The 13215-nt window shown below is 62.0% G+C and carries 12 protein-coding genes and 1 pseudogene; 3 read left to right on the top strand and 10 right to left on the bottom strand.

The genetic code is table 11. The features are described from left to right. Window positions 1-35: 35 nt before the first annotated feature. Window positions 36-1064 carry a putative B6 ABC transporter substrate-binding protein gene (locus AC0L2C_RS22900; protein WP_473524516.1) on the bottom strand — a complete coding sequence of 343 codons (1029 nt, stop codon included), beginning with the start codon at window positions 1062-1064 and terminating at the stop codon, window positions 36-38. Window positions 1065-1167: 103 nt separating this feature from the next. Here AC0L2C_RS22900 and AC0L2C_RS22895 point away from each other — a divergent pair, with 103 nt between their 5' ends. Next, complete coding sequence (locus AC0L2C_RS22895) at window positions 1168-1587, top strand: hypothetical protein (protein ID WP_473524515.1); 420 nt, start codon at window positions 1168-1170, stop codon at window positions 1585-1587. Window positions 1588-1626: 39 nt separating this feature from the next. Here the strand turns inward: AC0L2C_RS22895 and AC0L2C_RS22890 are convergent, their stop codons facing one another. The 9 genes and pseudogenes from AC0L2C_RS22890 to AC0L2C_RS22850 form a co-directional block, all read right to left on the bottom strand. Then, a complete protein-coding gene (locus tag AC0L2C_RS22890) occupies window positions 1627-2637 on the bottom strand; it encodes an ABC transporter substrate-binding protein (protein ID WP_023798264.1) in 1011 nt (336 codons plus the stop codon). Window positions 2638-2670: 33 nt separating this feature from the next. After that, complete coding sequence (locus AC0L2C_RS22885; RefSeq protein ID WP_473524514.1) at window positions 2671-3468, bottom strand: ABC transporter permease; 798 nt, start codon at window positions 3466-3468, stop codon at window positions 2671-2673. Window positions 3469-3482: 14 nt separating this feature from the next. Beyond that, complete coding sequence (locus AC0L2C_RS22880; protein ID WP_128168453.1) at window positions 3483-4325, bottom strand: ABC transporter ATP-binding protein; 843 nt, start codon at window positions 4323-4325, stop codon at window positions 3483-3485. Between the two features lie 124 nt (window positions 4326-4449). Beyond that, window positions 4450-5301 (bottom strand): annotated as a pseudogene (gene fhmpcd1, locus AC0L2C_RS22875) (5-formyl-3-hydroxy-2-methylpyridine 4-carboxylate 5-dehydrogenase); the annotation flags it as partial. Between the two features lie 77 nt (window positions 5302-5378). Then, window positions 5379-5999 (bottom strand): glutathione S-transferase family protein, encoded by a 621-nt coding sequence (locus tag AC0L2C_RS22870; protein WP_091591395.1) that lies wholly within the window; start codon window positions 5997-5999, stop codon window positions 5379-5381. Window positions 6000-6024: 25 nt separating this feature from the next. After that, complete coding sequence (locus AC0L2C_RS22865) at window positions 6025-6432, bottom strand: RidA family protein (RefSeq protein WP_023798269.1); 408 nt, start codon at window positions 6430-6432, stop codon at window positions 6025-6027. Between the two features lie 9 nt (window positions 6433-6441). Continuing rightward, window positions 6442-7575, bottom strand: coding sequence for an LVIVD repeat-containing protein (locus AC0L2C_RS22860; RefSeq protein ID WP_473524513.1), 1134 nt, complete (start codon window positions 7573-7575; stop codon window positions 6442-6444). Between the two features lie 72 nt (window positions 7576-7647). Further along, a complete protein-coding gene (locus AC0L2C_RS22855) occupies window positions 7648-8799 on the bottom strand; it encodes a cupin domain-containing protein (RefSeq protein WP_128168452.1) in 1152 nt (383 codons plus the stop codon). 277 nt (window positions 8800-9076) lie between these two features. Next, window positions 9077-10705 (bottom strand): GMC family oxidoreductase, encoded by a 1629-nt coding sequence (locus AC0L2C_RS22850; RefSeq protein ID WP_419696860.1) that lies wholly within the window; start codon window positions 10703-10705, stop codon window positions 9077-9079. 211 nt (window positions 10706-10916) lie between these two features. On the opposite strand from AC0L2C_RS22850, the gene AC0L2C_RS22845 reads away from it, so the two are divergent. Continuing rightward, complete coding sequence (locus AC0L2C_RS22845; protein WP_091591403.1) at window positions 10917-11594, top strand: FadR/GntR family transcriptional regulator; 678 nt, start codon at window positions 10917-10919, stop codon at window positions 11592-11594. A gap of 46 nt (window positions 11595-11640) precedes the next feature. Further along, entirely contained in the window at window positions 11641-13185 is a 1545-nt protein-coding gene (locus tag AC0L2C_RS22840; protein ID WP_473524512.1) for a GMC family oxidoreductase, read from the top strand. Window positions 13186-13215 lie beyond the last annotated feature (30 nt).

The raw sequence follows: 13215 nt of genomic DNA, 5'->3' as shown, positions 1-13215 counted from the left end.
ATTGTCACCCCTCCGGAAACCTGCATTGAAGCGCCTTACTGGGCGACGCTGGTCATCAGCGCCCTGACGGCTGCTGCATCATAGACCGGATCGACCTTGGTCTTGCCGGAAACGATGTCCTCGCGCAGCGTCTGGATCTCCGCCCATACATTGTCCGGGATCGCAGCGGTTTTCAGAAGCTTGACCGAATCGTCCTTGAGGCCGATCGAGTAGCTCTTGGTGCCGAACGTGTCGGCCTTGAGGTCGGCGATCATCGCCGCATAGACAGGCTCGATGTCCCAGACCACCGACGACAGCAGGAAGCCTTTGTCGATCGGCGTCTTGTCGCCGATGACGTCGATGAAATAGACCTTGCCGCCATCGCCGGCCTTGGTCGTCTCGACCGCCTGCAGCATGCCGAAGCTCGAGCCGTTGCCCTGGCCGAAGATGATGTCGGCGCCCGATGCGATCACGCTTTCGGTAACGCGCTTGCCGCCGGCCGCATCGCTGTAGGCGGCGGGTCCGATCACCGCATAGGTGACCTTGACGTCCGGGTTCTCGGCCTTCACACCTTGCGCGAACGCCGCCGACTGCGAGTTCCACGACGGAGGCTCGCCGGACACGACGATGCCGACCGACTTGGAACGCGACATCTTGGCGGCGAGACGGCCGGCAAGGTACGCGCCTTCGTGACCGCTCAGCGTGTAGTCTGCGACGAGCCCAGCCTCCAGGCCGGTCGGCGTGTCGACGATCGCCACTGGCACCTTGGTTTCCTTGGCGATTTCGGGAGCCGCGGTGTTGTACCCGCTGGCATGGGCAATCAACAGGCTGGCGCCGTCGGCCGCCAGTTCGCGCAATGTCGGGCGCACGTCGCCATAGCCGAGCCCCTGCGCCGTCACTATCTCGACACCGGCAGCTTTCGCCGCTGCCTTGGCAGCGTCGATGCCTTGCTGGTTCCAGCCATAATCGGTGCCTTCTTCCGGCGTCAGGATGGCAATGGACTTGACTTCGGCGGCAAGTGCATTACCCAGCAAGAGGCCGCTTAATATAACAGCGCTTACGCTACCCTTCAGGAACTTAGACATGTTACCCTCTCTGTTCGGTTGACCCAAGATATTCTTATTGTTATTGCGCAAAAGCGAGGTAGACTGCCTGAACAATTCCACACGGAGTTCAGGCAAGGTGGTTGTGCGATACATTCTTCCGATAATTCTGGCGTTCACATCGTTCGCCAACGCGGTTGAATTGCGGCACATCACTGTGCGAACCGGCACCGAAGGGCTCGATCCGGTGCCGCTGACGATCTCGAATGCGGGGCGTGAGGCGCTTTCCTGCAATGCAGACTTCGCCCACTGGTATTCGGCCACGATCGCCACCGCGGCGCCTGGCAAGAGCGCCCGTGTCGAGCTGTGGTTCGATCCAGAAACCGGGACATTTGCGATCCTCAACGACAAGCGCGAAAACCTGCCCGTCGAGCGGCTGTGGTGCGGCCTCGCCAGACAGGCATACGCCACGCGCGTGCAAATCGTGCTCGACCGGACCAGTGGAAGAAAGGGGCAAATGGCCGTGACCTGCAGCAGAGCGGACGACAGGCTGGTCTGCCAATAGACGCTCGCTTTTTGCCAGGTCATACACCGCCCCCGACCTTCACTCTGCCGCCAGGAATTTGTCGGTGAAGACGTCGTCGGCCGACAGGGCCGTTTTGAGCACGCCCTGATCCGTCAGCGTCTTCAAGGTCTCTTCCCATTGGGTCTTCGTCATCCAGCCGAGGCCGTGTTCCTTCGTCGCCGGGCTGTTGAACGTCGAAGCTATGTCGGCCTTGAGCTGGGCCAGCAGCACATCCTTCTTCTCCGCATAGCCAGGAACGGCCTTGGCGGTGATTTCGGCAGCTTCTTCCGGATGGGCCGCGACATAGTCGAAAGCCTCCCTGTAGGCCTTCACGAAGCGGCGCACGACATCGGCATTGTCCTTGATCATCGCTTCCGAGGTGAACAGTCCCGAGCCATAGGCCTTCCAGCCGTGATCCGCGCCGAGCATGATGCTCAGCGACCCTGGGCCGCCAGCCTTGGCTTCAAGTTCTGGCACTTCGGCGTCGAGATAACCGACGACCGTCTGGACCCGTCCGAGCAGCAGGTAGCTTTCGTACGGCGGCGAGACGCTGTTGAGCGTCATGTCCTTCTCGCTCATGCCGTTGGCAGCCAGGAAGCCCCTGAAGAAAATGTAGGTGGAGCCCGCCGGGTGGATGCCGATGGTCAGGCCTTTGAGGTCTGAAGGCTTGGTCAGCTTGAGCGTCTTGGCGAGCGAAATAATGCCCAGCGGCGACTGCTGGTTGACCGCCGCGAGCGCCACGACGGGAACATTCTGCGACCTTGCCACGGCAAGCGTGGGAAGATCGCCGAAGCCGAATTCAGCGTTGCCGTTACCCACCAGCCGCATGGCGTCAGGCGAGCCGGACCCTTTGCGGACCTCGCTCACATCGATGTCGTTCTTGGCGAAGAAGCCTTTTTCCATGCCGACAAAGAACATGGCGTGATTGCCGCGCACCACCCAGTCGAGCTGGACGTTGACCGTGTCCGCCGCCAGCGCCGCGTTCGAGAAGCCAAGCGCGCCGACAAACGCCGCAAAGGTGGCTGCCTTGATAAGAGAGCGTCTCAGCATTGTCTGTTCCCTTGTTTGGTTGTTCGAAAGATCCTAGGCCTGGCTGAATTTCGGCGCCCACGGCACCACGACACGTTCAAGAATTTCGGCTGCGTAGTAGAAGGCGATGCCGAGCACTGAAACCAGCAGCAGCGCCGCGAAGACAAGGGCCGTGTCGAGTTGGGTCGACGCGAATTGGATGACGTAGCCGAGCCCGTCCGAGGCTCCGGCAAATTCGCCGACGATGGCGCCGATCACGCTCAGGGTCGCGGCGATCTTGGTCCCGGCCATCAGGCTCGGAAGCGAGTGGGGGACACGGATCCTGAACAGGATCTGGGTCGGGCTGGCGCCGACCGAATTCATCAGCGACAGAAGCGAACGGTCGACCGATTGCATGCCGGCCAGCATCGACAGCGTCACCGGGAAGAAGGCGATGACCAGAATCAGACCGATTTTGGGAGCGAGCCCATAACCGAACCAGAGGATGAAGATCGGCGCCAGCGCGACCTTCGGCACATTCTGGAACAGCACGACGAGCGGGTAGAGCGCGCGGCCCAGCCAATCGAAGCGCACGATGACGAGAGCAAGCGCAATGCCGACTATGACCGAGACAAGAAAGCCAAACAGGATTTCGCCTGCCGTGACCACCGTCGCCTGCATGAGAGTGCCCCACTGCGCGACCAGCGATTTCGCAATCTCGGATGGGGCAGGAACGATAAAGGAAGATATCGAGAATATCCGCACCGCGGCTTCCCACAACACGATCGTCACCAGCAGAAGGATAGCCGCCGGAAGCCAGCTGCTTGTTGCCGCGTCCCAGCCGGAAACCGGTTGCGGCGATGAGAGATTCATGAGGGGTTGCCTGCTCACGTCGCGCCTCCCGGCTGATGACTGGAGCGCAGCATCGTTCGAAGCTGAAGCACCAGCCTGACGAATTCGGGGACTTCGGTCACGGAAGCGTCGCGCGGATAAGGCAGCGGAATGTCCAGGCTCTGGGTAATGCGTCCCGGTTTGATTCCCAGCACATGGACCTGGCGCGACAACTGAATGGCTTCGTCGATCGAATGCGTCACGAAGACGATCGTCTTGCCGGTCCGCTGCCAGATCTCCAGCAGCGACTGGCCCATCGAGTCGCGGGTGATCGCGTCAAGGGCGCCAAACGGCTCGTCCATCAGCAAGACCGCCGGATCGAGCGCCAAAGCCCGGGCGATGGCAACCCGCTGCCGCATGCCGCCAGACAGTTCGTTTGGGCGCTTGTGGGCGGCATCGCCAAGTCCCACCAGTTCCAGCATTTCCTGTCCTCGTGCCCGCAGCGCCGAGCGCGACATCGATTTGTCGGCGATGCCGAGCAGCATCGAGGCATTGTCGACGGCGTTTTTCCACGGCAGCAGATTGGCATCCTGAAAGACCAGACCGATCATCCGCTTGCGCGCCGCTTCGCCTGGCGAAACGCCGGCAACCGAGACGCTGCCGCTGCTCGGATTTACCAACCCAGCCAGCACTTTGAGCAGCGTACTCTTGCCGCAACCCGAAGGGCCGATCAGGGAAACGAACGAGCCTTGCGGAACTGCAAGGTCTATATCCCTGAGGATCAGCTGGCGGTTCCGATCCGCGCCCATGACCACCGAAACGCCTTTGGCGGAAATGAGGTCGTCGTGGCGCATGTGGGTCGGTCGGCCGCCGGCGGGTCGAATGGTTTCAACCTGCATGGTCGATCACCACATGCATCGTGATTGGCCGCAGCTGCGCTGTCTTGATGGCACAGTCCGCATGAACGGCCAACCGGGTGAAGTCCCCGGCATGGCCAGCCTCATGCCTAACTCGTGCCATCGGCTACTCCCGGCCCTCGAGGATGCGGCGCACCGCGACCAGCTTGCGCGCCCGTTCGCCTTGCAGCGCCCTTATCTGTTCGGGCATGTAGGAGAACATGCCCTCGCCCGACTTGATGCCGAACTTCGATGCACCGGTCTTCTCCAGCACCATCGGCGCCACATCATCCCGATTGGAGAGATCGGCGTTCAGGAACGAAGAGACGGATTTGTAGATATCGAGGCCGGCCATATCGAGCAGCGCCATTGGCCCGATGACGGCGATCTTGTAGCCGATGCCCCAGGATACGCAGGTGTCGAGATCCTCCGGTTCGATGACGCCGCGCTCGACCAGATCCACCGCTTCACGCAGCAGTGCGTAAAGCACGCGATTTTCGACGAAGCCGGGAACGTCTTTCTTCACGACCACCGGCAACAGCCCGATCGAGCGGATCAGGTCGCGTATCGTCGCCACCGTTTCGGGCGCGGTCTTCTCGCCGCCGATCACCTCGATCATCGGGATGATGTGCGGCGGGTTCGACCAGTGCATGCCGACCATCCTCTCGGGGTGCGAGATATGGGCCTGCAGCTTGGTGATCGGAATACCCGACGTGTCCGAGGCGACGATCACCGAAGAGCCGATCAGCGGGTCGATGGCGCGATAGGTTTCGGCCTTGGTGTCGATATTCTCAGGCACATTCTCGATGACCAGTTCCGCCCCATCGACGGCCTCGGCGATGGTGCGGACGAAGCGCACCGTGCCGGCGCCCGTTGCCGGCACCTTGATGTCGAGACGGTCCAGAACCCCGCCGGCGATGTCGAGCGTGCCGCGGGCGCGTTCGACCGCGACATCGGAAACATCGTACGCCGCCACGTCGAGCCCGCCGCGCTAAAGCCGCGCGGCGATGCCCGGACCCATCGTTCCCAGTCCGATGAGAGCGGCGCGCTTGATCATCATGCGGCCTTTGCGGGAGCCGCAGCGATTGCCGCCTTGAAGGCTGGACGAGCGGCGATTGCGGCGACCCAGCGCTCGAGATTGGGCAGCGACGGCCGGTCGATCTTGAAATCGATGCAGCGTTTCAGGATCGGTGCGCAAGCGATGTCGGCAATGGTCAGCTTTCCCAGCGCCAGGAATTCCTTGCCGGCCAGATGCCCGTCGATGATCTTGAGCTGCGCCACCAGGTCCTTGACCTGCTCCTTGTATTCGGCGGTCTGTTCCTCTGGCGTCAGCTTGGCGCCCTTGAAGGCAGCCATATAGCCGGGATTGACCGCCGCCAGCAGAAAATCCATCCAGCGCTCGACCTCGGTCTTTTCCGCAGGGGTGGCGCCATTCAGCCGCTCACCGCCGGATGCCGCGAGATAGCGCAGGATGGTGTTGGACTCCCAGATCACGGTGTCGCCGTCGACCAGCGTCGGGACTTTCGACGTCGGATTAAGCGCCTTGTATTCGGCCGTCTGGGTGTTTTCGAACTGGCGGCCGTAATCTTCGCGCTTGTATGGCGCCCCAAGCTCTTCGAGCATGAAGAGCACCTTTTGAACGTTGCCCGATGTCTGGCGGCCTAAGAGCTTGTACATATCATCTCCTCGATTGTGTCGTGGCCTACTTGCCGGCCGGCAGCGGCTTGTAGACGATAGCGTCCATTTCGATCTTGGTGTTGATGACGGCCTTTGCCTCCACCGTCGTGCGCGCCAGCACCGCGTCGCCGATCCCTTCGAGAAACGCCTTGTTGTAGCGGCCGAAGTCGCGCGTATCCTCGAGATAGGTGGTGATCCGCACGACATCGGAGAGCGTTGCGCCCTCATCGGCAATGACGCGCGCGATGGTCCTCAGCGTCGCCAGCGTCTCTTCCTCGATCGTGCCGCTGATCATGTTATTGCTCTCGTCCTTCGGCACCTGGCCGGAGACGAAAATGAAATCGCCGGCACGCACCGCCGGATGAAACGGCAGGTTCGGATTCTTCTTGCCAATGGCGTAGTGGCTGGCGGATTTTCGCGTGCTGTCGCTCAACCTATCCCCCTAGAGAACGCTGGTTTCGATGATATCGACGCCACGGACGCGGTCGATAAGGTAGACGATGCCGCGATCGTCGATGGTGACGTCGTTGGAAGACGATCGCTCGGCGCCCTCAGGCGCATCGGGCACGAAATGGCCGACCTCCTTGGGTGCGAACGGGTCGGCGATGTCGACCAGCCGCAGCCCCTGGGCGAACCATGCAAACGGAATGATGGTGCCCTTGAACCGCTCGGAAGGCTGATGGCAGCCGGTCATTGGCGGTTGTGGTTCGCCATCCGGGTCGAGGCCAGGCACCTGGAAGGTCGAGATCGGCAGCGGGTTCGTCTCGTCGGTGATGTCGTAGATCCAGGTGAAGGCCGGCGGCGAAGGTCGGAGCTTGGCGACATCCTCGTCCGCCACCACCATGATGTTGCGGCCCTTGAGGGGCTGCGGGATCGGCAGGCATGTGTGCGTGGGATGCGGGAAGCTCGGGCTCGAATTGACATGCGAGACAAGCTTCGGCTTCGAAATGTCGGAAATGTCGAGGATGAACAGGCCGTGATGCCAGTAGCTGACATAGAGCCGGTCGCCCATGCGTAACGGATGGTGGCAGCGCGGCGTGACGTAATCATGCCACGGATACTCTTCGCCGCCGCCGGTCCATTGCCCCGGTATCCACCAGCGGCCGATTTCGACCGGATTTACCGGATCGATCAGGTCGAGGATCATCACGATGTTGCCGACATAGCCGTCGGCAGTTGGCGAGATATAGGCGTAGCGGCCGTCGTAGTCGTAGCGATGCACGCCATGGCCGGCGGTTATCCACTTCGAGATCAGCCTCGGCTCCGCCGGTAGGGTCGTGTCGTAGAGCGCCAGGCCACCGCCGAAATCGGCCGGGCCCGCATTGCCGAAGCGCTCGTGGTTGATGATCATCAGACCGTCCTGGGCGCGCACCTTGTGCGAGTGCCAGCCGGGCGGAACGTCGATCGTCGCGACCTTCTTGGGATTGCGCGGATCGGAAATGTCGACAAGCGTCGTGCCGCTCGGCGGACGCATGTGGCCGATATAGAGAATGTTGCCGTCGACCCAGACCTGACCACCGCCCGGACAGTCGACATGGCCGATCTGCTTTGTGTTGAACGCCGAAACCAAATGCATCCGCCCTTGCTGCTGAACCGTCTCTTTCGATGTCCGCGCCATTATGGCGGCGCGGACGGTTTCCGCTGCAAACTAGACGATGCGGAGCAGATCGCCGGCCTGGTTGCGGCCCCAGCGCTTGTAGAGCAGCAGCGCCTTCTGTGTCGGCGCATCGGTCGCGCCGAAGAAGATGACCGGCTCGGTCGAGGAGCCATTGATATGCTCGACCCAGCAACCGCCCGGTATGGCGATCGTGTCGAACTGGTTCCAGTCGTAGCGCTTGCCGTCGATCATCGAATGGCCATTGCCGCGGAACGGCGCCAACAGCAGGCTGGCGGTCTCGCGCTGCGGCAGCGTCTTTTCGCCCGGCCGCAACATCTGCACGTAGAAGTTGATCGTGCGGAAGACCGGGCCGCCGGTGGTGGGGTCGACATAGTCGATGACGATGCCTTCATGCGGATCGCCGTCCCAATCCTTGTGCGCGTCGAGGATCGCTTCCATCTTTTCCCAGCGATAGACATACATCGGCGACGACAGGCCGCCGCCGCGCTTGTGGTCGACGAAGCGCGGCATCAGGCCGCCCTCGCCATAGATTCGCTGCGAATAATCGCTCGGAAAACGCGCGGTCTGCACCTTCTTCTCGACTTCCTTGCCGTCGACCATCTCGGTGTATTTGTGATCGAAATGCACGGCGTGCAGCGTCTCGACCAGCGGCAGGTCGAGGACCGAAAGGTTGACCGCCTGTTCGCCGCCGACCGTGCCGTGATTGTGCCAGGCGTCGTTCGGCGTCAGCACCATGTCGCCGGGGCCGAAAACCACGTCCTCGCCCTCGACGCCGGTAAAATTGCCCTTGCCGGTCAGGCCAAAACGTATAGCGCTCGGCGAATGCTTGTGCGGCGGCATGATCTCGTCCGGATCATTCAGGCGGTAGGCGGTGTACATGGTGCTGACCGAGGCGCGCTTGGGCGCGAGCCCCGGATTGACCAAGATCAGCGACCGGCGCTCGCTGTCGTCCATGGTCACCAGTTCGGCGGCGCGCTGCAGCAGCGGCTCGATATCGGCATAGGACCAGACGAAGGGGATCGCCTTCGAGGTCGCCATGAGCTGCTTGATCTCGTCGTGATCGACGCCTTCCGACGTCGCCCAGAACGGGAACATATTCTTTTCGTAGAGGGCGTCATAAAGGCCCTTCAGCGCTGCCTTCTTGTTGGTGACGGTAAGGTCTGCCGGTTGCGCCAAGGACATCTTCTGACACCTCTCTTCACGAAGAAAATGCGTTTAACCAACTCAACCGTATTCGGATTGGTTTTTCTGGACAATCCCAAAACTGAGAATTTTAGAAATTTTTGGTTGAGTGCTTCTATGGAGGCCGAATGGCCCCAAAAGGGGCAAAAAAGTCGAAAAGATGCGAGAAAATGGCCGGCGGATCGTACCATTGCGGCCGTGGCAATCGCTCGGCAGCCCAACCAACTCGAATTTTGTTTTCAACCAAAGGAACTTGGTTGAACCCGGACGATAGCAATCAGGCGGCCATGCTTTGTTCAGCACGGCCGCGGATCAGGTCCGAGGCCTTTTCGGCGATCATGATGACCGCCGCATTGATGTTGCCGCAAACGAGATCCGGCATCACAGAAGCATCCACCGCGCGAAGGCCGGCAACGCCGCGCACCCGTAGTTGCGGGTCGACCACCGACTCCGCGTCGACACCCATGCGGCAGGTGCCGGCCGGATGATGCACAGTGATCGAGGTGTTGCGAATATGCTCATCGATCTCATCGTCGCTCTGGCATTGTGAGCCCGGAAAGAACTCCGAGGCGATGAACGGCGTCATCGACGGTTGTGCAGCGAGGTTGCGCGCGACGCGGAAGCCGGCGCGAAGCGACTGCCAGTCGCGCGGCGAAGACAGGAAATTCTGGTGGATCAGCGGCGCGGCCAACGGGTCGTTCGACGCCAGTTCCACACTCCCCCTGCTCTCCGGCTGGACGGCGACGATGCGGGTCGCAAAGCCATCGGCGAAGGAAGCTTTGAATGGCGGCATGTAAGGCCATGCGGCAAGCGGCGCAGCCGTGAAAAGCAACTGAACATCCGGCAACGGCCGGCTTGCATCGCTTTTCAGAAACGCCACGACCCCGCCGGGCACATCTCCCGAAAAGCCCTTTCCGGTAAAATAGGTCTTGACGAAATCCAGCCCGATACGATCGGCCCGCATCATCTTGTGGAATGGCCCCGGCTGCTTGCGCCGATACATCAGAATGACCGAGACATGGTCCTGCAGGTTCTTTCCGACCTGCGGACGGTCTACTTTCGTCTCGATACCATGCGCGGCGAGCTCGCCGCTATCGCCGATCCCCGACAGCATCAGCAACTGCGGCGTGTTGATGACGCCGCCGGCAAGCACGACCTCATGCCGCGCCAGCACCTGGTGGGTCGCGCCGCCCCTGGTATAGGCGATGCCGGTCGCTCGCCCATCCTTCAGCACGATCCGCGTCGCCATCGCGCCGGTCAGCACCTTGACATTGCTGCGGCGCATGGCGGGACGCAGATAGGCCGACGCGGTCGAGCAGCGGCGACCGTTTGCGATCGTCATCTGCAGGCGGCCAAAGCCTTCCTGCACCGGGCCATTGTAATCGTCGGTCTGGGGATATCCGGCATCCCGGCTCGCCGTAGCGAAGGCATCGATCAGTTCGTCCTTGTAGCGGCAGAACTGCGTGTTCAGCGGCCCGCTGCCGCCGCGATAGTCGCTCTCGCCTTTTTCCCAGCGCTCCTGCTTCTTGAAATAGGGCAGCACCTTGTCGAATGACCAATCGGTGAGACCGCTGGCCGCCCAGCGGTCGTAATCGCCGCGATTGCCGCGCACATAGGCCATGGCGTTGGTGGAGGAGGAGCCGCCGATGACCTTGCCGCGCGCACATTCGACCTTGCGTCCGCCGACATTGGCCTCGGGCTCGCAGAAATACATCCAGTCATGACGGCGTTCGGTCAGGATCTTACCCCAGCCGAGCGGGATGTGGATCATCGGATCGCGATCCCAGTCGCCAGCTTCCAGGAGCAGCACGGAAACATCAGGATCTTCGCTCAGGCGGTTTGCAAGCACGCAGCCGGCCGACCCGGCGCCGACAATGACATAGTCGAAAGTTTCCCCAAACGGCATGCACTGTCCTCGGGAGAAGACGGCCCCGCCGAGATATGAGCCGTCAAAGAAACAACTGCGGTACTCAACCATCGCGCAACTGGTGTTGTCAACCACCGGGCGCAGATGTAGATTGGTTGAGTTGGTTGAGTGCTGTTCTCATCGATTCCGTGTCACAACTTGATATCGGGACGTCGAGTCGACCGCTGCCGATCAGACAGGAGATTTGGTTTTGAGCGCATTCGAGCCGCAGGTCGTATCGTCGGACCTCGACGACATCATCGCAGCGGTCCGCCAGTTGCAGCAGGGTGGCGGCAAGCTTCCTTCCGAGCGTGATCTTGCCGAACATCTCAACGTGAAACGTCATCAGCTTCGCAAGGCGCTCGAGATGCTGCGCCAATCAGGTGATTTGAAACCGACGCGCGCCAGGCGTGCGCCGACCGCCCTGCCCCGATATGGCGAAGAACTTGTCAGGGTAACCAACCCCATCGAGGTTCTGGAGTTGCGCCTGCTCATGGAACCGGGCCTCGCCCGGCTGGCATCGCTGCGCGCGTCCTCGTTCGAGACGGCCCGGATCATCGATGCGGCAACCACGCCGGAGAATGCCTCGTCTGGCGCGGTCGATTTCGCTTTTCATTCCGCCATTGTCGCTGCCGCCCGCAACCATCTTGCCGCCGAATTCTACAAGATGCTGCGCCAGGTCGGGGTCGATGCGCGGGTGAAGGTCGCACGGACCGCAGCGCCCACCTGCCCTAAGCGGATCGCCGAGCGCGACGGCGAACATCGTCTGATCGCGGAAGCGATCTCGAAACGCGACCCCGAAGCAGCCGAAGCGGCCATGCGCGCGCATTTGCTATCCGTGCAAAGACGAATCACGGAACGGTCGAATGCCGGCGCTTTTGCGGCATGAGCGTCTCGCTTTCTAGCCAGACAGCCTGCTCGCGGGAATTTTCAAATTGATGCGTCATTTCGACGTGCTGGTCGTCGGCGCCGGATCTGCCGGCTCGGTGGTGGCTAGCCGGCTAAGCGAGGACAGCTCGTGCCAGGTCGGCCTGATCGAAGCCGGGACCATGCCGTCCGATCCCGATATCGCCGACCCTTTGAAATGGACGATGCTGCAGGGCCGCGCTTATGACTGGGCTTATCGGACGGTGCCGCAACCCTTTACCGCAAACCGCGTCCACGAATGGCCGCGCGGAAAGATCGTCGGCGGTTCTAGCTGCCTGCATGCCATGGCCTATGTGCGTGGCCATCCCGATGATTTCCGGCCCTGGGCAGTAGCAGGCGGCGAGCGCTGGTCCTTTTCGGGCTTGTTGCCGGGCTTCGTCCGCAGCGAAGCTTTCACCGCCTTCGACGCGCCGTCGCGCGGCCGCAGCGGACCGTTGGACGTCTATCTGCCGGATGCGGAGGTCAGCCCAGTCGTCCGCGCCTATATAGCCGCTGGACAGGCCATGGGGATCCCCGCCCTTACCGACCACAACAGCGGCGAGCTCGCTGGCACGAGCCCTAATTCGCTGAACATCCGCGCCGGCAAGCGCCTGAGCGTCGCCGACGCCTATCTGCCGCCGGAGGTCATGGTGCGACCGAACCTCGCTCTGCTCACCGCTCACGAAGTCGAGCACCTCGTGCTGGAAGGCCAGCGGGCCATGGGTGTGGCTGTCGTGTGCGATGGGGAGAGCATGACGATCTCCGCCGACAGGATCATTCTTTGTGCCGGCGCGGTGTCGTCGCCGCTCATCCTCATGCGATCGGGCATCGGCGATCCGGATACGCTGAAGCGGGCGGGGATTCGCTGTCGTGCCGACCGGCGCGATGTCGGCCGCAATCTGCAGGACCATCTGCTGGCCCTTGGGAACGTCTACAGCACGAAAAAGCCGCTGCCCCCGTCGCGCCTGCAGCACTCGGAATCGCTGATGTATCTGCACGGCAGCGACCCGACCCGTTCGACGGGAAGCCCCGATATCGTACTCGCCTGCGTCGTTGCTCCATCGGCCGCAGTGGGCTTGAATGCACCGCCCTACGGCTCGGCTTTCACGATACTATGCGGCGTCACCCAGCCGACCAGTCGTGGGCGCATCGCACCGAGCGGGCCGGGCCGAAACGATGCACCGATCATCGATCCGCATTATCTCGAAACCGAACATGACCGAGCCGTTTTCCGGATAGCGCTGAAGACGGCGCGCGCGATTGGCCATCATCGAGCGCTCGACGAGTGGCGCGATGTAGAAATCCTGCCGGGATCACAGGTGCAGTCGGACGACGGGCTTGACGCTTTCATCGCCAGCGCTGCCTCCACACATCATCATCCTGCCGGCACGTGCAGGATGGGCGGGGATGCCGACGCAGTCGTCGACCCGGATTTGCGGCTGAACGGCTTCGACAACGTCTTCATCGTCGACGCGTCGGTGATGCCGACGATCCCGAGCGGACCCATCAATGCCGCGGTAGTCGCCATAGCGGAAACCTGGGCGTCAGCCCCGCCTAAAGCGCGTCGTGTTTGACCGCCGCATTAGCGCATGATCCCAAAAATC

The sequence above is a fragment of the Mesorhizobium sp. WSM4845 genome, from assembly GCF_055811455.1.
This window is presented reverse-complemented; position numbering and strand designations above follow the sequence as displayed.